Source organism: Polaromonas sp., from assembly GCF_043778355.1.
Classification (GTDB): domain Bacteria; phylum Pseudomonadota; class Gammaproteobacteria; order Burkholderiales; family Burkholderiaceae_C; genus Polaromonas.
Map to the genome: position 1 here is coordinate 1 of NZ_JAYWHI010000054.1, position 18,146 is coordinate 18,146.

The window sequence follows — 18,146 nt, forward strand, 5'->3', positions numbered from 1 at the left end:
TTTCGCGTGCAGCGCGAGACCTCTGTATATTATGTTAATAATTAATTGAATGGTCTTCTACCAACCGTCAAGTCCACCTCGCGCATAGCCAGGCTCTGAACATCCATCGGTGCCTCCGTCTGCACCCCGCTCGTTCTTGAATCACATAGGCTCCAGCCCATAACTGCTCGGCCTACCTGGCTATAAAAAAGAGCGATGGCCCACCCCGTGCCAAAAGCCGTCCTGTTTTCGCCCACGCATGTAGGACGACGGAGCAACCTGCACTGGCACGCCTTTCAGGCGGGCAAACTCGGGACATGCTTAAACACGACACTCTGAGGCTCGGCCGCTGGGCGGCATCCGTCTGCCTGTATGCCAGCCTGGGCGCGGGCATTGCTCATGCGCAGGCTCCGGGCGGCAGTGCCGCAGAGCCAGGCGCCGCCGCGCTGCAGGCCAAGTACACCGTTTTGGGCGCGCAACTCGCGCGAAACCAGTTTCAGCGCCCGCTGGTGATGGACTCGACCGAGTCGGCCCAGGCGGTCAGCGGCAGTGCCTATGCCGTCATCAACTACCCCTACGCCACCGTGCTCGCAGCCTTCAAGGATCCGGACAACTGGTGTGAGGTCCTGATTCTTCACCTCAACACCAAACACTGCAGCGCCGACAAAGACAGTCGGCCAGCCTCGCTGTCGGTCCACGTCGGTAAAAAAACGCCGCAGGAACTCAAGGACGCGCACGCCCTCACCTTCAGCTTTACACCGGCCGCTGCTCGGCCCGATCACCTGGCGGTGCGGCTCAATGCGCCCAAAGGCCCGCTCGGTACCTATAACTACCGGATCGATCTGGAGGCGGTGCCGATTGACGGCGACAAGACCTTCATGCACCTGCGCTACTCCTACGGCTACGGCATGAGCGGCCGGCTCGCGATGCAGGCTTACATGGCCACCGTGGGCAGCAGCAAGATAGGCTTTTCCGAGGTGGCCAGTGAGAATGGCGTCGCTAAAGCCCCGGTCGGCGGCATGCGCGGCGCGGTCGAACGCAACACCATGCGTTATTACCTGGCGATAGACGCTTACCTGGCGTCTCTGGCGATGCCGGCGTCGCAACAGTTTGAAAAACGCGCCCAGCACTGGTTTGACGCTACGGAGCGTTACCCACGCCAGTTGCACGAGATCGACCGGACGGCCTATCTGAACATGAAGCGCAGCGAGTATCAGCGCCAGCAAGCCCCCTCCGTGAAGCCCTGAGCGGCTGCCTGGGGCTTTCTTCAGCACCGACGCCCTGCGTGAGCGCCAGTCAGGCCTGAACCGGGGTCACCTTGCCCGGCTCCCGTACCGGAATCGTCGGTTCAGTCAGCGGCGGTTCGATAATTTCTGGCGGACTGCCAGGGCCTGGCATCGGCGGCATGACCGGAGGCGGCATTTCAGTCGGGATGTGGGTACCAGGATCAGACGGGGTGGCTAGTCGCATTCGGTGCATGGGTTCTCCGGAGAAGTAAGGGAGCTGAGTATCAGCGGCGGCGGCTCAGCGCGGCACTGACCACTACAGCTGCAAGCGCGCCTGCGGCCATCGCAAATAACGCGGACTGAACCGGTTTTTCGGCAACGCGTCGCGCCACTCTGTCGCCGAAGCGCGCGCGTGTGGGGCCGGTGTCTGCTGCATCAAGAACCGGTTCGCCGCCCTGCAGGGTCTCGACGGACGCTGGGTTGGCCAGCACCGCTTCCCCAGCAGACTGCAACACGTCCTCGGTCAAGGGCCGGGGCGGAGCGCCGAAAGGCGTGTCGTGAAGTTCAGATGCGGGCGTGCTCATGGTTGTGCTTTCAGGTGACAAGGGTTGAAAAACGGCGGGGAGCCTGAAGCGCCGTGGCGCTCAGGCCTTGGACAACTGGCGCGGCCGATTGGCCGGATCATCGAACTGACCGGCCAGGGCAGCGCAGTAGCGCAGCAAATCGTCAATTTCGGTGCTCTTGTCAAAAACCGCATCCGCACCAAGCTGCGTGCAGCGCCAGCGAATCTCGGGCGTTGCATGGTTGCTCAACACCACCATCTTCTGGCCTGGATGCCGATAGCGACACGCTTTGACCACCCCGAGGCCGCTGCCCTCTTTTAAAAACAGGTCCACGATGGCCAGATCCCAGTGTGCGTCGTTGCGCGCCAGCCAGCGGGTTCCCTCAGCTTCCGTGTCGGCCACGCCGATGGTTTCGATAGGGACCAGCTCCTCCAGCGTGCCTATCAGGTTGTCTCGGATAGTTGGGTTGTCTTCAACGATATAAGCCCGCATAGGGTGTTTGCTCCTGTGTAAGGTGATCTGCAGGACCGGTGCAAACCAAATGAATCCATTCACTTTAAAACCGCAGCAAGGGTGTGCACGCGAGAAAGGCGACCCTGCTGGTGTAGGCGAAAGCCGTGCACGGTTTAAGTCTCGCGCTGAAGCACGCCTGGGCGCCCTCTTTCCGTGGGACAGGTCTTACAAGCACACGCGATTGCCCTTACAAGGGCTGCCGCTGCCCAGCTACGAGGTCTTGGCGGGTTTATGCGTAAGGTCGAACTTCTGTTTGATGTTCCGCATTTCGCCTCCTTTCTATTTCGGACTCGCCATGACACTCGCAGCCTCCTCTCGTTCTGGCATCGGCGCCAGCAAGCGCTGGACCAGCAGCTTGCACGTTGCGGCTGCGTGGGTGTACATCGCTTCGACGTTTGCCGCTCTGGTTGCGTTTTTGGCGCTAACGCCCGACGGCATCGTCGAGCCCGCGCAAACCCTGGCGGGCTGGCTGGTCGGAGGTGGCGTGGCCGCTCTGGCGGTAGGCACCGTGGTCAGAGGGCTGGAGCGACTGCTGGACTGCGAAACCGACTGAACAAGGACCCGGCGACGTCAAAGTTGCGGGCGCCCTCCCCTCCAGACGAAAGTTGCTGGAATTTTTTTTAGACCCCTCAAGGAATCACACATGCCGCAATCCAAGCGCAGCCCAGCCAGCGCCCCAAAAACGTCCCCCGGGACGGACAAGCAAAAACAGCTGCTGGTTTCGACTGCCGATGCGACAGGCAACCTGACGACCAACCAGGGATTGCAGATACCCGACAACCACAACTCGTTGAAGGCCGGCGTACGTGGACCGACCCTGTTGGAGGACTTCATCCTCCGCGAAAAAATCACGCACTTTGACCACGAGCGCATTCCCGAACGAGCTGTCCATGCGCGCGGCACGGCGGCGCACGGTTACTTCAAGGTCTATAAGCCGATGGGGCAATACACCAGCGCAGGCTTCCTGCAGGACCCCGAGGCGGAGATTCCCGTCTTCGTGCGTTTTTCGACAGTCGCCGGCTCCCGCGGCTCTGCCGACACGGTGCGTGACGTGCGCGGCTTTGCCGTGAAGTTCTATACGAATGAAGGCAACTACGACCTGGTCGGTAACAACGTGCCGGTGTTTTTCATTCAGGATGCGATCAAGTTTCCAGACCTGATCCACGCCGTCAAGCCCGAGCCGCACAACGACATGCCCCAGGCTGCCAGCGCCCATGACACCTTCTGGGATTTTGTGTCGCTGATGCCCGAGTCCACCCACATGCTGATGTGGGCCATGTCAGACCGCGCCCTGCCCCGCAGCTACCGCATGATGGAGGGTTTTGGGGTACACACTTTCCGCTTCATCAATGCGCGCGGTGAGTCGCACTTTGTGAAGTTCCACTGGAAACCGAAACTTGGGGTGCATGGCCTGGCCTGGGACGAAGCCCAAAAAATTGCTGGCAAGGACGCCGACTTCCACCGGCGTGACCTGTGGGAAGCCATCGACCAGGGCAATTTTCCGGAATGGGAACTGGGCGTGCAAATCATCGAGGAAGGCAAGGAAGACAAGCTCGGCTTCGACATCCTGGACCCGACCAAGCTGATTCCCGAATCGGTGGTGCCGGTTCAGTTGATCGGCAAGATGGTGCTCAATCGCAACCCGGACAACTTCTTCGCAGAGACCGAGCAGGTGGCGTTTCACCCCGGTCACCTGGTGCCAGGTATCGATTTTTCGAACGATCCGCTGCTGCAGGGCCGCTTGTTCTCTTACACGGACACCCAGATTTCACGTCTGGGCGGCGCCAATTTTCATGAGCTGCCGATCAACAAGGCGGTCTGCCCTTTCCATAACTTCCAGCGTGACGGCATGCACCGCCAGACCGTCAACAAGGGACGGGTGAGTTACGAGCCCAACACGCTCGCTAGCGGCGCCGAGTACCGCGTCGACGGTGGCACCCAGGGGTTCCAGTCTTATCCCGAGCAGATGGAATCGCCAAAGATACGCCGCCGCAGCCCGTCGTTCGACGATCATTTTTCTCAAGCCACGCTGTTTTGGAACAGCCAGAGCCCGGCGGAAAAGGACCACATCGTTGCGGCCTTCCGTTTCGAGCTCTCGAAGGTGGAGGTGCCGGAAATCCGTCAGCGCATGGTCGACAACCTGGCGCATGTGGACGCCAAACTCGCCGCACGGGTGGCCGCGCCGCTCGGTATCAATGCGCCGGATGCCAAGGCAGCCGCGGGCAGGCTTGGCTTTCGCGAATACCGGATCGCAAACGCGGTGGAGGAAGACGCGGCCCTGAGCATGTCCAGGCTTTCGGATGGCATCAAGACGCGCAAGATCGCAATCCTGTTGGCCGACGGCGTGGATTGGCTGACCTTCAAGCGTCTGCAACAGGAACTGGTGGACGCGGGTGCGGTCTGCAAACTGATCGCGCCGCAACTTGGTACCGTCCTGACCTCTTCAGGCAAACAACTGGCGGTGGACCATACCTTCTCCAATGCATCTTCGGTGATGTTCGATGCGGTGCTGGTGCCCGGCGGTGAGGCCAGCGTGGCCGCCCTGTCGCAGCTCGGCGATGCGGTTCACTTCGTTCTGGAGTCCTACAAACATTGCAAGACCCTGTGCGCCCTCAATGAAGGCGTGCAGTTGCTCGGCAGCCTCGGTTTTGCGCTCGAGGGCAAAGGCGATCAGGTGATGGAGCCGACAACCGGTGTATTACTCGCGGACGCGCGCAAGGCGGCCGATGGTCAGATCGCGCAGGCCGTTATTTCCTCCATGGCCCTCCACCGGCATTGGGACCGGCTCAACGTGGATGCCGTGCCTGCCTGATTGACCCGACGCGCCTCAGGGCGTGAGCTGGAGTTGGTGGTCGAAGCTGGCCGGTGTCATCTGTAGCGGACGGTAGCTGACGTCGGCCCAGGCGCGACGCATGTCGCGGTAACGGCTTGAAAACACCAGGCCGCTTTGCCCGGTCTGGTAAATGAACCGGGATTTTTCCAGATCGGCCAGGTCGTATACCGCGCGCAGCGAGGCGGCATGCCGGTTGGCAAACGGGAACTTCGCATCGTTGGGCCAGTACTGGCCGACGTTGACAGTGAACGCATCACCGCCGGTCGGCACACTGACATCGAAAAACCGCGCCAGCGCCGGCACGTTACTGAAAGGCCGGTGCGCCGACAGCGCCTGGTGCGCCTGGCCCCACGACCACTTCGCAGGCGCAGCGCCACGGGTAGCCTGCAGCAGCGTCAGCGCGCGATCCAGCGCAGCCGTGGACTGAGCGGCACACCCGGCCGCCCCGCACCAGGCCTTGTCATCACGCTCCATCATTTCTTCAATGGCGCTGCGGAAATGGCGCTTGCCATACATACTTTTCAGGCGGGCTTCGCCGAGCCTGCTGCCAATGACACCACGCGTGAGCTCATCGACCCAGACTGAAAAAATCAGTGGCGCAGCGCTGTCGGCCCGCATCACACCATCAAAGCCGGCCAGCAGCGTCTGTACTTCGGTCGCCAGCGGATGCTGCGACACCGTCTTCTGCAAAAACGGCAGCAAACGGGTGGTGGCCGACGACAACTGGTCGAACTGGATTTTCTGCATGGAGGCCGCGTCATGCCGGGGCTGGCTGGCGAGGAGTTTTTCGATGCGCTCAAAGCGATAGGGCACGACCCAGTCCTGCCCCAGAAACAGGTCGGAGCCAGGCGGCACCACACTTTGGTTGGCGTTGGCGAACCAGCCTTTTTTGCCAATCGTGGCCGCGTCGGCCTGCGGCGTTTGTGCGTAAGGTAACCAGCCGGCCCAGTCGTAGCGGGCGTCCCAGCCCGGAGACGGCGCGATGCCGCGAATATCGTTGTCGGCCTTTCGCAGCGGCACCTTGCCGATGGCCTTGTAGGCCACCTTGCCGGACACATCGGCCATCACCACGTTTTGCATCGGTGAATGGTGGTTGGCATAGGCTGCAATCAACTCGTCCACCGACTGCGCCTGGTTGGCGCGCAGTGCGGCAACGGCCGTCAGGTTGTCGGTTTCCAGTGCGCTCCAGCGCAGTGCGATCACGTACCTGCCGGTGTCCAGCAGCTCGGCATGGGGTTTCTGCACATCGCTGAGCACCGGCCCGTGGCGGCTGCTGCGCACGTTCAGGCTGACATCGGGCTGGCCTTTGACCTTGATGCGCTCAGACCGCGTCTTGAAGTCCGCCCACTGGGCCGGGCCGGCACCGGGCACGCGGTACTGCTGCGGGTTGACCGGGTTGATCTGCTCAAGGTACAGGTCCTGCACGTCGGGGCCGGTGTTGGTAAAACCCCAGGCGACTTTGGCGGTGCGGCCCAGCACCACAAACGGCATACCCGGCAAGGTGGCGCCGATCACATCAAGCGCGGGAATGGCCCTGCCGTCGGCGCCCTGGCCTGCCGGCGCCTGCAAGCGTGCGAAGTACCAGATGGCGGGCGCCGACAACCCCAGGTGCGGGTCGTTGGCCAGCAGCGGTTTGCCGCTGGTGGTGTGGCTGCCGGCCAGCACCCAGTTGTTCGAGCCCTTGCCTTCCACGTTACCGATGTTGGCGGCCCAGTCGTTGATGTCCTGCGCCAGTAAATTTGTCGGCAGTGCCGATTTTTCGGCATCAAACAGGCCTCCAGCGCTTTCTCCACGTGCGCCAGCTGCTCCTGTTTTGATAGCATCTGGACGAAAAACACCGAGTTCTGCGTAAAGCCGGGCGAAGTCGGTTCTGGAGGCGGGGGCCTCGCCTGGGTAAGGTGTGAACAGTTGCCAGAGTTGTTCGGTGCTGAGCACCCTGGCTGCTGACAGGCGGGCAAACTCATTGCCCCAGTTGCCGCCCAGATCCAGCGCCATCATCAGCGCCCAGCCGACGCTGTCTTGCGGTGTCCAGGGCTGACCGGCGCCGCCAGGCTTGACGCCCAGGATGTGGAATTCCGGCGACAGCGCCTGTGCACTGCCGGCATAAAACGCATTGATGCCGTCGCTGTAGGCCTCCAGCGCCTGCCTGGCTTCAGCCGGCAGACCCTGCCACTGGCGCTGCGCCGCTTCCATGATGCCGAGTGTGCGCATCAGTTTGTCGGTATCCAGCGTGGCCTCGCCCAGCACCTCGGACAATTCGCCATGCATGACACGGCGGTTGAACTCCAACTGCCAGCCGCGTTCCTGCGCATGCACATACCCCAGCGCCATCCACGCGTCGCGCGGGGACTGGGCCTTGATGTGGGTGACGTCGGCGCTGTCACGCGCGACGCTCACGGCGGCAGTCAGCCCGCTGACCTTGAGTTCACCGTCAAGCGCCGGAAAGCTGCGGTAAACATAGATGCCGATGGCCGACGCCAGCAGCAGCAACAGCAGCAGCACACCACCGAAAAATCGTTTGATCCAGACCATGGCACTCTCCCCGGATGCGGGCCTCTGACGGGCCCATGAAAAAATCAGGCAGCGGCGACAGGTTTGAGCTGCAGCGACTTGAATTCCAGGAATTCCTCGAAGCCATACACCCCGTTTTCGCGGCCGTTGCCCGATTGTTTGTAGCCGCCGAAAGGTGCGTTGCCGTTGAAGGGGCCGCCGTTGATGTCGACCTGGCCGGTGCGTATGCGGCGCGCCACCTTCATGGCGTGTTCGTCGGTGCCACTCCAGACGCCGCCACCGAGGCCGTAAATCGTGCTGTTGGCAATCGCCACGGCATCTTCCTCATCCTTGTACGGGATGACCACCAGCACCGGGCCGAAAATCTCCTCCTGCGCCAGGGTGTCGGTGGGCTTGATGCCCAGGATGGTGGGCTGAACGAAGTAGCCTTTGGCGAGGGGCGGCGGCTCGGCACCACCGGCAATCACCTCTGCGCCCTCTTTGATGCCGGTGCGGATGAAACCCAGCACACGTTCACGCTGGGTTGCGCTGACCAGCGGGCCAAGCCGGCTGGTTTCGTCCAGGCTGGGACCAACGCTGAATTTGGCAATCACGGTTTTGGCCAGCGCCTTGACCTCGTCGTAACGGCTGGCTGGCACCAGCATGCGGGTGTGGGCTGAGCAGGTCTGGCCGCTGTTGAGCATGCAGGCAGAGATTGTTCCCTTGACGGCGGCCTCGAAGTCCGCGTCTTCCAGAATGACGCTGGCCGATTTGCCGCCCAGTTCCAGCGCAATGCGTTTAACCGACTGGCTGGCCAGCTCGCTCACCCGTTTGCCGGCGCCGGTCGAGCCGGTGAAACTCACCATGTCGACGTCGGGATGGGTGGCCAGCACCTCGCCAACCACCGGGCCCATACCGTTGACCAGGTTGAACACGCCCGGCGGCAGGCCGGCTTCGTGGATGATTTCGGCCAGGATCATGGCGTTGACCGGCGCGATCTCACTGGGCTTGAGCACCACGGTGCAGCCGGCGACCAGCGCCGGCGCGATCTTCAGCGTGATCTGGCTCAGCGGGAAGTTCCAGGGCGTGATGCAGCCAACCACCCCGATGGCTTCACGCACCACCAGCGAGTTGCCGACCTTCTTTTCCCACTCGAAGTTGCGCGCTACCTTGGCAAAGTTGCCCCAATGCCAGGTCGGGCCGCCGACCTGCACGGTTTTGGCCATCTTCAGCGGCATGCCAACTTCGCGCGCAATCGCCATCGCCATCTCGTCAGTGCGGGCCTTCAGGCCGGCCGCCACCTTGTCCAGGTAGGCTGCGCGCGTCTCAACCGGCAGTGTGGACCAGGCGTCAAACGCGGCGCGGGCTGCGAGCACCGCCTGCGCCGCCTCTTGCGCCGTACCGGCGGGTACGGTGGCCATCACCTCCTCGGTGCTGGAGTCGTGAACCGGCAGGGTTTGGGTCGATTGGGCGGTGACCCACTGGCCATTGATGTAGTGCGAAGGGTAGTTGGTCATGGGTGGTCTCACAGCAGGTGGGGGTGGGTTACAGGACAAAAGGATGTGAATAAATCACAGGACTGACAAGCCCAGGCTCGACCTGGCGGGCGAAAAGGGTAACGAATTCAAAAGTATTAGTCTGGGCAAAATCTGAGAATCTGGATGACATTTAGTTACTAACGCATTGATTTGTTTGTTGTTTTACGTTAACCATGTCACACGATACATCTTGCCTCCCGGCCTTTCGGGCCTTAATCTACCAGATCATTGCACCTCAGCCGCGTCCGCTCACACAGAAAGTCCCGAGACCTATGCGTTGGATTACACCTCATTTAAAAAGCAGCTTGCTCGGCTTGCTCAGCGGCGGCGAATCGACGCCCGCCGTCCTGGAAAACCGTACCGAAGGCATCCGGCAACTGATGCTCGACGAGTTGGGCGAGTTTGGTGAAAAGCACTACCCTAAAATTGCGCTGCGGGTGCGTTATGCCCAAGACGCACAAGGCCTGTGGTATGCCCGCGGCGACGTGATGGCCGTGTTGTCGGCGATGCAGGGCGAAACCATTGCCCGGCAAAAAGTCAGCAGCATCACCAAGATGTTTGAAGGCCTGCTGCCTGGCAGCCTGGGCTCACGGCGCAGCTCTTTGAACTGAGGAAGCGCCGAACAAGTCGCCTGCGGCGCGCGATCATCGGGGCTGGGGCGGTCTGCGCTTCCCGGGCCACCTCGAACCCCACCACACCGCGCTCAGTGCGTGTGGCCCCAGAGTAAAAACGCATCGCGGCCTTCCACGGCCAGCGTCACCTTCGCACCCACCGGCAGCAGCACCTTGGTCGGCACATGGCCGAACGGCAGGCCCATGAGCACCGGTGCCTTGATCTGCTTTTGCAGCCACGCCACCACCGTTGCCAGTTTGAAGCCCTTGTCGTGCGGCACCAGTTTGTAGTTGGTGAACTGGCCCAGAACAATGGCTTTTTGCTGCGCCAGCACGCCGGCGTGCAGCAAGGTCGTCAACATGCGCTCCAGCCGATAGGGGTGCTCATGCACTTCTTCAAGAAACAGGATGCCGCCCTTGACCGCCGGAAAATACGGCGTACCGACCAGGGAGGTCAGCACCGCGAGGTTACCGCCCCACAGGGTCGCGGCCTTGATGTTGAATATGCCTTCAGCCCTTGCTGGTATTGAGCTGTTCGCTACTTCTTTGGGAGCAACCGCCGGCAGGCGCCAGCCCGAGCCTTCGCCCTGCCCTGTGATCAAATCCTCGAAGCAGGCTTCCATGATGTCGTCAGGTTCGCCTTCGACGCCGAAATCCTCACCCAATGCCGGACCAGCCCAGGAGACGGCGCCGGTTTTGGCGAGCAGCGCATTTTGCAGGGCGGTGAAGTCGCTCAGGCCGACAAAACGCGTGCCCTTGTCCACCGCTTTGGCAATGGCCTTGTAGTTGATGGCCGGCAGGATGCGCGTCAGGCCGTAACCGCCGCGCGAGATCAGCGCCACATCGGCGCCGCTGGCGGCCGCCCGGTGGATGGCGGCCAGACGCGTTTCATCGTCGCCGGCAAAACGCTGGTGGCTGGCCAGCGCGGCCTCATCAAGCTCGACCTCGTAGCCCAGCGTCTTCAGGCGCGACACGCCACGTTTGAACGCGGCCTTGTCGCGCACGGCGCTGGACGGAGAATAAATATAGATATGGTTGTTCACGGCTCCGAGTATCCCACTGCCTGTCACCACGCTCCCCCACCGGTCTCGGTATAAACGCCGCACCATGCTGCTTTATTTTCTGGACCTGTTCGGTGTCGCGGTGTTCTCCATCAGCGGCGCGCTGGCTGCTGGCCGGCTGGAGCTCGACCTGCTCGGCGTCGTGGTGCTGGCCTCGCTGACCGCCATAGGCGGCGGCACGCTGCGCGATGTGCTGATGAACCGGCACCCGGTGTTCTGGATGGCCAATCCGACCTACCTGATGGTGATCTGCGCTGCGGCGCTGGGCACGGTGCTGTATGTGCAGTTTTTACCGATTCCGGCGCAGGCGCTGCTGGTGGCCGACGCGCTGGGTCTGGCTGTGTTTGCCTTGACCGGCGCACAACTGGCCGAGGCGGCGCGGCTGCACCCGCTGATCGTTGTGCTCATGGGCACCATGACCGGTGTGGCTGGTGGCGTGATGCGCGACATCTTCAGCAACCAGGTGCCGCTGCTGCTCCGCCAGGATATTTACGCCACGGCGGCGATTGTCGGTATCGCGCTTTATCTGGTGCTGAAGGCGCTCGGGCTCAAGCCGTCCTGGGCCTTCTGGACCGGCATGGCGCTGGTCATGGGTTTACGGCTGAGCGCGATTTTTCTCGGTTGGCACTTGCCGGTGTTCCGGCACCCTTACTGAGATTCAGGCCTGGCCGAAGAAACCTACCGCCTGCCGCGCAATCGGTTCGCCATGTTCCTGCACAAAATGCCCGGCGCTCTCGACGATCAGCGGCTCCGGGCACCCCCGTATCAAGGCCTGTAACTCGCGCATCACCGGCAGGCCCAGCACCGGGTCCTGCGCACCAACCGCCATCAGGGTCTGGCCCTGCCACTGGTCGCGCCAGAAAGCCCTGGCCTGCCGTGAGACGGCAGCGCCGGGTGAATCCGCAAACTCCGGCACCAGGGGCGGAAAAGCGCGCAAGGCGGCGCGGTGCCCCTTGTCGGGAAAAGGTGCGTTGTAGGCGGCGCATTCGGCAGCGTTCATCTGCGGGTTGCCGCGGGAAAACAGCCGGCCCACATCAAATTCTGGATTTCTCGCGCACATCTCACGCCAGGCCAGAAAGCCCGCAGAAAGCGGCTGCTCGCCCGTGGCCAGCGTGGTGTTCATGACCAGCAAGCCGCGGTAACGCTCGGGTGCAGCCATCGGCAAGGTCAAGCCGAGCAGGCCGCCCCAGTCCTGCACCACCAGCACAATGTTTCGCAGGTCCAGCCGCTCGACCAGTTCCAGCAGGTTCTGCCGGTGACCATCAAAGCTGTGGAAGTTGTCTTTCTTGGGCTTGTCGCTTTTGCCGAAGCCAGTCATGTCGGGCGCCACCACGCGATGGCCGGCTTCAAGGAAGACCGGCATCATCTTGCGGTATAGATAGCTCCAGGCCGGGTTGCCGTGCAGACACAGGTAGGTCAAACCCGCTTCAGACGGGCCTTCGTCAAGGTAGTGCATGCGCAAACCTGCCAGTGACGGCAGATCGGCGAGGTAGTTGGGCTGCCACGGGTAGCCGGGCAAGCCTTCAAACGCCGCGTCAGGCGAGCGCAGGGCGTCATCGCGCAGCGGGTGGGCAGCGCGTGTTTCTTCGCGCTGCACGGCCCGCCGCTGCCTGAAAAAATTCTGCAGCGCGGCGCCGCATTCCTCCGCGAGCACCCCGCCCTGCACTTGTGTCTGGTGATTGAGTTGCGCGCTCCCGAACAGGTTGAGCACCGACCCCGCGGCGCCGGTTTTGGGGTCTGACGCACCGAACACCACACGTTTGAGCCGGGCATGCAACATGGCGCCAGAGCACATGGCGCAGGGTTCCAGCGTCACAAACAGCTCGCAGTCTTCCAGCCGGTAGTTGCCCAGTGCCGCTGCACCGGCACGCAAAGCCAGCATCTCGGCGTGCGCCGTCGGATCCTGGTCACCTATAGGCGCATTGCGCCCCGTGGCGATGACCTGACCCTGGTACACCAGCACGGCCCCGACGGGAACCTCACCGGCTGCAGCCGCCTGCGCCGCCTGCGCAAGCGCCAGGCGCATGAAGTCCCAGTCACTCACAACGCTTCCTTTTTGATAGCTGCTCACGACCACCGGTCATGGGCTGGAGGCTGATTTTGTTCATTTTTCAGGATCTGCGGCACCCATGCCCAGGCGGTCCATCCACCGGGCCAGCGCCTGCTCATCGGGAGACCCTGCGGCATAAACAGCTCTCATCGCGTCATGGGATTCCTTGCGGTGCTGGTTGAGTTTGACCTTGCACTGCAGGTCGGTCACCTGCAGCTCAAAAGCCACAATGCCGGCCAGCATCTTGTGCGCAAACTCCTCGCCGAGCCCGCGCCACTGCTCGGCATACGGCGGCTCGTGGTCACCAATGAGTTTTTTCAGCAGCGCGTCCTTGCTTGCCGGGTCTTCGATCAGCGTCGCCTGCACGGTGCAATGCACAGCCAGATAGTTCCAGGTCGGCACGCGCGCCAGATCAGGGTAGACCTTGGGCGACATGTAGGCATGCGGCCCGAGAAAGGTCACCACGGCCTGGGGCCTGGCCTGCAGGTAACGCCAGTGCGGGTTGGGTTTGGCGACGTGGCCCAGCAGCACAAAGTCCGGCTGCCCCGAGCTTGTCGAAGGGCGCGGTTCGAGGTGCAATGGCAGATGCGTGACATAGGGTAGACCGGCGTCATCGACGCCGATCAGGCTGGCGAAGGGGTGCTCGGTCATCAGCGCCGCAGCCTGGGCACGATCGCCGCTGAATTGAGGGGGCATGTACATGGCGGAAGTATGCGGTGAAATTGCCAATTTTAGGGCGCTCGCCCTTCCCCTCTCTATAAAGCCTCGCTGGTTGAATCGGGCAGGATCGTCAGGACCAACGTCGTTTCAGGTCGATGGATTTTTAGCGCACCTTCCCGAGCGCCCGCAGCACCTTCTGCGGCGTGATCGGCTGCGAGAAAACGTGTGCATCGAACGGTGCAATGGCGTCGTTGATGGCGTTCATCACCGCAGCCGGCGCACCTGCGGTACCGGCCTCGCCCGCGCCCTTGGCGCCCAGCTTCGATGTGGCGGTGGGCGTCTGGATATGGGCCACCTCGATGTCAGGCATCTCGGCCGACATCGGCACCAGGTAGTCGGCCATGCTGGCGTTAACCATCAGACCGCTGTCATCGTAGAGGCATTCCTCGAACAGCGCGCCGCCGATGCCCTGCACGATGGCGCCGCGCATTTGCTCGTCCACCAGCATGGGATTGAGTACACGACCGCAGTCTTCGACCGCCCAGTGCTTGAGCAGCTTCACGAAGCCGGTGTCGGGGTCTACCTCCACGTAGGACGCCTGCACGCCGTTGGTGAAGATGAAGGGAAAATCGCGCTGCGCGTAGTGCCGCGTGACCATGAGTTCCGGCGTGAACTCGGCCGGCAATGTGTCGGAGCGGAAATACGCTATGCGGCCCAGCTCGGCCAGGGGCAACAGCTCTTCGCCGGTCTTGGCGTCGACGATGCGGTCCCGACGCACCGCCAGAGTGCGATCCTCGCGCTTGAGGATGATGGCAGCGACCTTCACGATGTTCTCGCGCAGGGCCTGGCCGGCGAGCAGCACGGCTTCACCGCCGATACCCGCCCCGCGGGAGGCCCAGGTGCCTCCCCCGTAGGGCGTGGCGTCGGTGTCACCGGTGACAACGCGCACCTTGCTGATGTCCACACCCACCGCATCAGCCGCAATTTGCTGGTAAATGCCTTCGGTGCCTTGGCCCTGTTCGCCCACCCCAATCAGCACAGTGATGTGGCCTTCGGGGTCCAGTCGCACGGTGGCACCGTCTTGTGAGGCGATACGTGCACCGCCGACCCCGTAGAACGCCGCGCTGGGGTTGGTGAGCTCGATGACAGTAGCAAAGCCGATGCCCCGAAAGATCCCCTGCCGGCGCAACGCAGCCTGCTCGGTACGCAGCGCGTCATAGTTCATCAGCTCGCGCAGCCTCTTCAAGCTGGCCTGGTGCGAGAGGATTTCCAGCTTGATGCCGGAGGCGCCCGCGGTGGGATAAGCGTCGTCGGGGATCACGTTGAGTTCCCGGATCGTCAGCGGGTCCATGCCGATCTTCTGCGCTGCCAGGTCCACCAGCGCCTCGGTCACGGCGCAGGCGATGGGGTGGCCCACGCCGCGGTACTGACAGGTGGGCGTCTTGTTCTGGAACACCACGTCGAGCTTTGCGCGGTAGTGCTTGTGTTTGTAAGGGCCACCTACGAGGTTGACCACCTGGTTGCCTTCAATGGCGCTGGTGCGCGGGAACATGGAGTACGGACCGATACCGGTGAGGTCTTCCATGTCGAAGCCAAGAATTTCGCCGTCGCGGTTGACGGCGATGCGCGCCTTGATGTGGTGGTGGCGCGCATGGATGTCACTGGTGAAACTCTCCAGCCGGTCGGCCACGAACTTCACCGGACGGCCCAGCAGGATGGACAGCGCCACGGTGGCGAAGTCATCGGGGTAGGCGTGCACCTTGATGCCGAACGAGCCGCCCACGTCCTTGCACACCACGCGGATGGCGCTGGCCGGCAGGTCGAACTGACGGCCATAGAGGTCCTGCATCATGTGCGGCGCCTGGCAGGAGTGGTACACGGTCAGGCGCCGGTCGGCCGGACTCCAGTGCGCGATCTGCGCACGCGGCTCCAGGGTCACGCCGGTGTGGCGGCCAAACTCGAAGTCGATGGCGGCGACCACGTCGGCACTGGCGAAGGTCTCGTCGACCTGGCCCACGTCCAGGCTGCGGGTGAAACACAGGTTGTCACCCAGCTCAGGGTGGATCAGCGGGGTGGCGGGATCCAGCGCCGTCAGCATGTCGGTGGCGGCGGGCAGTTCTTCCCAGTCCACCTGCACGTAGGCCAGCGCGTCTTCGGCCTCGGCGCGGGTCTCAGCCACCACCGCCACCACCGGCTCGCCCTGCCAACAGGCGCGCTCCAGCGCCAGCGCGTACTGCGGGGCCGATTTCATGCCGGCGAGGTGGCCCAGCGTCGCCACCCATGGCTTGCAGACCCTGGCCAGGTCCTGCCCGTCCGCTACCAGTAGCACACCGGGCATGGCGCGGGCGAATTCCGCGTTGACCGACGTGATCCGCATGTGCGCCACCGGGCTGCGCCAAAAGACCACGTGGGCCATGCGCGGAAGCTCGATGTCGTCCACGTACTGGCCCAGGCCCTGAGTCAGGCGCTCAATGCCGCCGCGTGGCACGGAGACGCCGATGTAGCGCTGATCGTCATTGACCGGGGACAGTGCCTGGGTGTGATCCACGCCGGGTTCGAGGTTGACGGTGTCGCGTTTCATGCGGTGGCCTCCTTGCGTTGTTTCAGCACGTCGCAGATCGCGTCGATGATGGCGTGGTACCCGGTGCAGCGGCAGTAGTTGCCTGAGATCCAGTCGCGCACCTCGACACGGCTTGCATCGGGCATCTGCTCCACCAGCTCTTTGGCTGCCATCAACATACCCGAGGTGCAAAAGCCGCACTGCAGGGCGTTGCGCTGCACAAAAGCTTCTTGCAGATCGCGGATCAAGCCCGACTGGCTGACACCTTCAATGGTCTGCACCACGCCCCCGTCGGCCTGCACGGCCAGCGTGAGGCAGCCGCGCACAATCTGGCCGTTGAGCTCGACGGTGCAGGCTCCGCACACGCCGTGTTCGCAGCCGAGGTGGCTGCCTTTGAGGCCGAGGTCCTCACGCAGGAAATCCACCAGATGGGTGCGTGGTTGCACGCTGCACTGGTGCAGCTTGCCGTTGACGGTCAATTTGATTGGGTACAGGTCTGCCATGGGTTTCCTCGGGGCTCAGTCGGCGATGGGCAGCATGCGCTGCAGCAACACACCCGCCAGGTAGCGCTTTGTGGCGGAGGTGTTGGTCAGGTCGGGCAGCGGCTCGATCTCACTGCGCAGGCTGGCCACGGCCTGGGTCACGGTGGACAGGCCCAGAGCATGCCCCTCCAGCAGGGCCTCGGTCTGGCGGGCGCGCACCGGCATGACGTCTACACCCAACACCACAATGCGCAGGTCATGCAAGGCCGGGCCTTTGCGTCGCGCCGTGACACCCAGCCCCACGATGGCGTAGTCGCCGTGGCGGCGCGCCAGCTCACTGAAGCCAGACCAGTGGTCAGCGCCCGCCAGTGGAATCTCGCAGGCAACCAGCAGCTCGTCGACCTGCAGCGCAGTGCTGTAGAGGCCGGTGAAGAAGTCGTCGGCTGCGATGCGGCGCTCGCCCCGAGGGCCGCGCGCAATGACGGTGCCGCCCAGCGCCAGCAGGCAGGTGGGCCACTCGGCCGCCGGATCGGCGTAGGCAATAGAGCCGCCCCAGGTACCTCTGTTACGTATGGCCCGGTGTGCGATGTGGGGCGCGGCCGCCTTGAGCAGCGGTGCGTGGCGCGCCACCAGCGGGCTTAACTCAATGTCGGTATGCGTGGTCAGCGCACCGATGCGCAGCACCGGGCCCTGCACGCTGATACCGCGCAAGGAGTCAATGCCAGTGATATCGATCACCAGCTGCGGTTCTGACAGGCGCATGTTCAGGGTAGCCATCAGCGTTTGGCCTCCTGCGAGCATACGGGCGTCGTCGCCGTGCGTATGGAGCAGCGCGAGGACCTGGTCGATGGAGGCAGGCTTGACATAGTCGAAGGCAGCGGCTTTCATGAAACAGTCCTCAGGAAGTCAACCGGGAAGCAATCCACACACCGAAGCCTGTGGACAGGGACCCAAGCAGGAACCACAACACCCGCAAACCCTCATCGCTGGCGACTGGTTGAGGTGGCTGAGCGGTACGCCGTGGAGCAGGCGCGGCTGGGTCGGTAGCGTCTGGTACGGCCGCTAACGGCGCTGCTTCAGCGGCTTCTGCCGTCGCCCCAGCTACCATCTGCTGGTTGAATGCGGTGAAGAACTGGTCGGCCATCTGCTTGGAGGCCGCGTCGATCATGCGCCCCCCCACCTGACCCAGCTTGCCGCCAATTGAGGCCTGGGCGCTGTAGCGCAACCGTGTGCCGCCGGCTTCGTCGGTGAGCTCCACATTCGAGTGCCCTTTGGCCATGCCCGCCGCGCCGCCAGAACCCTGAAAACGCAGCACGCAGCCTTGGTTGGGCCGGATGTCCTCCAAGCGCACATGGCCCACGAAGCGGGCTCGCACCGGGCCCACCTTCACCGCCACGCGCGCGGTGCGCTCGGTCGGGCTGGTGGCCTCCATGCCTTCGCAGCCCGGAATACAGCGTGTCAGGATGTCGGGGTCGTTCAGTCCAGCCCAGACCTTCTCGCGCGGTGCGCCGATCAGGATATCTCCAGTCAATTCCATGTCTTCAAATCCTCGGGTTTTCACGGGTATTTTTTATTTACCA

16 protein-coding genes are annotated in these 18,146 nt (G+C 63.1%); 5 read left to right on the forward strand and 11 right to left on the reverse strand.

From position 1 onward, the window contains the following. Positions 1–296 precede the first annotated feature (296 nt). Complete coding sequence (locus tag ACH2CW_RS08855; RefSeq protein ID WP_395057194.1) at positions 297–1,226, forward strand: hypothetical protein; 930 nt, start codon at positions 297–299, stop codon at positions 1,224–1,226. A gap of 263 nt (positions 1,227–1,489) precedes the next feature. Here ACH2CW_RS08855 and ACH2CW_RS08860 read toward each other — a convergent pair whose 3' ends face one another. Together ACH2CW_RS08860 and ACH2CW_RS08865 are read right to left on the reverse strand one after the other, a co-directional pair. Beyond that, positions 1,490–1,789 carry a hypothetical protein gene (locus tag ACH2CW_RS08860; protein ID WP_395057196.1) on the reverse strand — a complete coding sequence of 100 codons (300 nt, stop codon included), beginning with the start codon at positions 1,787–1,789 and terminating at the stop codon, positions 1,490–1,492. A 60-nt stretch (positions 1,790–1,849) separates the two neighbouring features. Further along, entirely contained in the window at positions 1,850–2,260 is a 411-nt protein-coding gene (locus ACH2CW_RS08865; protein WP_395057198.1) for a response regulator, read from the reverse strand. A gap of 316 nt (positions 2,261–2,576) precedes the next feature. Here ACH2CW_RS08865 and ACH2CW_RS08870 point away from each other — a divergent pair, with 316 nt between their 5' ends. Both ACH2CW_RS08870 and ACH2CW_RS08875 read left to right on the forward strand, forming a co-directional pair. Further along, on the forward strand, positions 2,577–2,834 hold the full coding sequence (locus ACH2CW_RS08870) for a hypothetical protein (protein ID WP_395057200.1): 258 nt from the start codon (positions 2,577–2,579) through the stop codon (positions 2,832–2,834). A 90-nt stretch (positions 2,835–2,924) separates the two neighbouring features. Continuing rightward, positions 2,925–5,093: a catalase gene (locus ACH2CW_RS08875; protein WP_395057202.1), complete on the forward strand. Its 2,169-nt coding sequence runs from the start codon at positions 2,925–2,927 to the stop codon at positions 5,091–5,093. A 15-nt stretch (positions 5,094–5,108) separates the two neighbouring features. Here the strand turns inward: ACH2CW_RS08875 and ACH2CW_RS08880 are convergent, their stop codons facing one another. Continuing rightward, positions 5,109–7,646, reverse strand: a complete 2,538-nt coding sequence (locus ACH2CW_RS08880; RefSeq protein ID WP_395057204.1) for a penicillin acylase family protein — start codon at positions 7,644–7,646, stop codon at positions 5,109–5,111. Positions 7,647–7,690: 44 nt separating this feature from the next. Then, a complete protein-coding gene (locus ACH2CW_RS08885; RefSeq protein WP_395057206.1) occupies positions 7,691–9,121 on the reverse strand; it encodes an aldehyde dehydrogenase family protein in 1,431 nt (476 codons plus the stop codon). A 326-nt stretch (positions 9,122–9,447) separates the two neighbouring features. Between ACH2CW_RS08885 and ACH2CW_RS08890 the strand changes: the two genes are divergently transcribed. Continuing rightward, positions 9,448–9,753: a hypothetical protein gene (locus tag ACH2CW_RS08890; RefSeq protein ID WP_395057208.1), complete on the forward strand. Its 306-nt coding sequence runs from the start codon at positions 9,448–9,450 to the stop codon at positions 9,751–9,753. Between the two features lie 92 nt (positions 9,754–9,845). Here ACH2CW_RS08890 and ACH2CW_RS08895 read toward each other — a convergent pair whose 3' ends face one another. After that, a complete protein-coding gene (locus tag ACH2CW_RS08895; protein WP_395057210.1) occupies positions 9,846–10,796 on the reverse strand; it encodes an LD-carboxypeptidase in 951 nt (316 codons plus the stop codon). 64 nt (positions 10,797–10,860) lie between these two features. Here ACH2CW_RS08895 and ACH2CW_RS08900 point away from each other — a divergent pair, with 64 nt between their 5' ends. After that, on the forward strand, positions 10,861–11,469 hold the full coding sequence (locus tag ACH2CW_RS08900) for a trimeric intracellular cation channel family protein (RefSeq protein WP_395057212.1): 609 nt from the start codon (positions 10,861–10,863) through the stop codon (positions 11,467–11,469). Between the two features lie 3 nt (positions 11,470–11,472). Here ACH2CW_RS08900 and tadA read toward each other — a convergent pair whose 3' ends face one another. From tadA to ACH2CW_RS08930, 6 genes are all read right to left on the reverse strand, one after another. Beyond that, positions 11,473–12,858 carry a tRNA adenosine(34) deaminase TadA gene (gene tadA / locus ACH2CW_RS08905; RefSeq protein ID WP_395057214.1) on the reverse strand — a complete coding sequence of 462 codons (1,386 nt, stop codon included), beginning with the start codon at positions 12,856–12,858 and terminating at the stop codon, positions 11,473–11,475. Between the two features lie 60 nt (positions 12,859–12,918). Further along, the gene (locus ACH2CW_RS08910) at positions 12,919–13,566 is read right to left on the reverse strand and encodes an FMN-binding negative transcriptional regulator (RefSeq protein ID WP_395057216.1); all 648 of its coding nucleotides are present in this window, start codon (positions 13,564–13,566) and stop codon (positions 12,919–12,921) included. Between the two features lie 121 nt (positions 13,567–13,687). Beyond that, positions 13,688–16,105, reverse strand: a complete 2,418-nt coding sequence (locus tag ACH2CW_RS08915; protein ID WP_395057218.1) for a xanthine dehydrogenase family protein molybdopterin-binding subunit — start codon at positions 16,103–16,105, stop codon at positions 13,688–13,690. Then, complete coding sequence (locus ACH2CW_RS08920) at positions 16,102–16,587, reverse strand: (2Fe-2S)-binding protein (RefSeq protein ID WP_395057220.1); 486 nt, start codon at positions 16,585–16,587, stop codon at positions 16,102–16,104. The genes ACH2CW_RS08915 and ACH2CW_RS08920 overlap by 4 nt, the downstream gene beginning before the upstream one ends. Before the next feature lie 15 nt (positions 16,588–16,602). Next, on the reverse strand, positions 16,603–17,454 hold the full coding sequence (locus tag ACH2CW_RS08925) for an FAD binding domain-containing protein (protein WP_395057222.1): 852 nt from the start codon (positions 17,452–17,454) through the stop codon (positions 16,603–16,605). A 10-nt stretch (positions 17,455–17,464) separates the two neighbouring features. Beyond that, positions 17,465–18,127, reverse strand: coding sequence for a carbon monoxide dehydrogenase subunit G (locus ACH2CW_RS08930; RefSeq protein ID WP_395057224.1), 663 nt, complete (start codon positions 18,125–18,127; stop codon positions 17,465–17,467). Positions 18,128–18,146 lie beyond the last annotated feature (19 nt).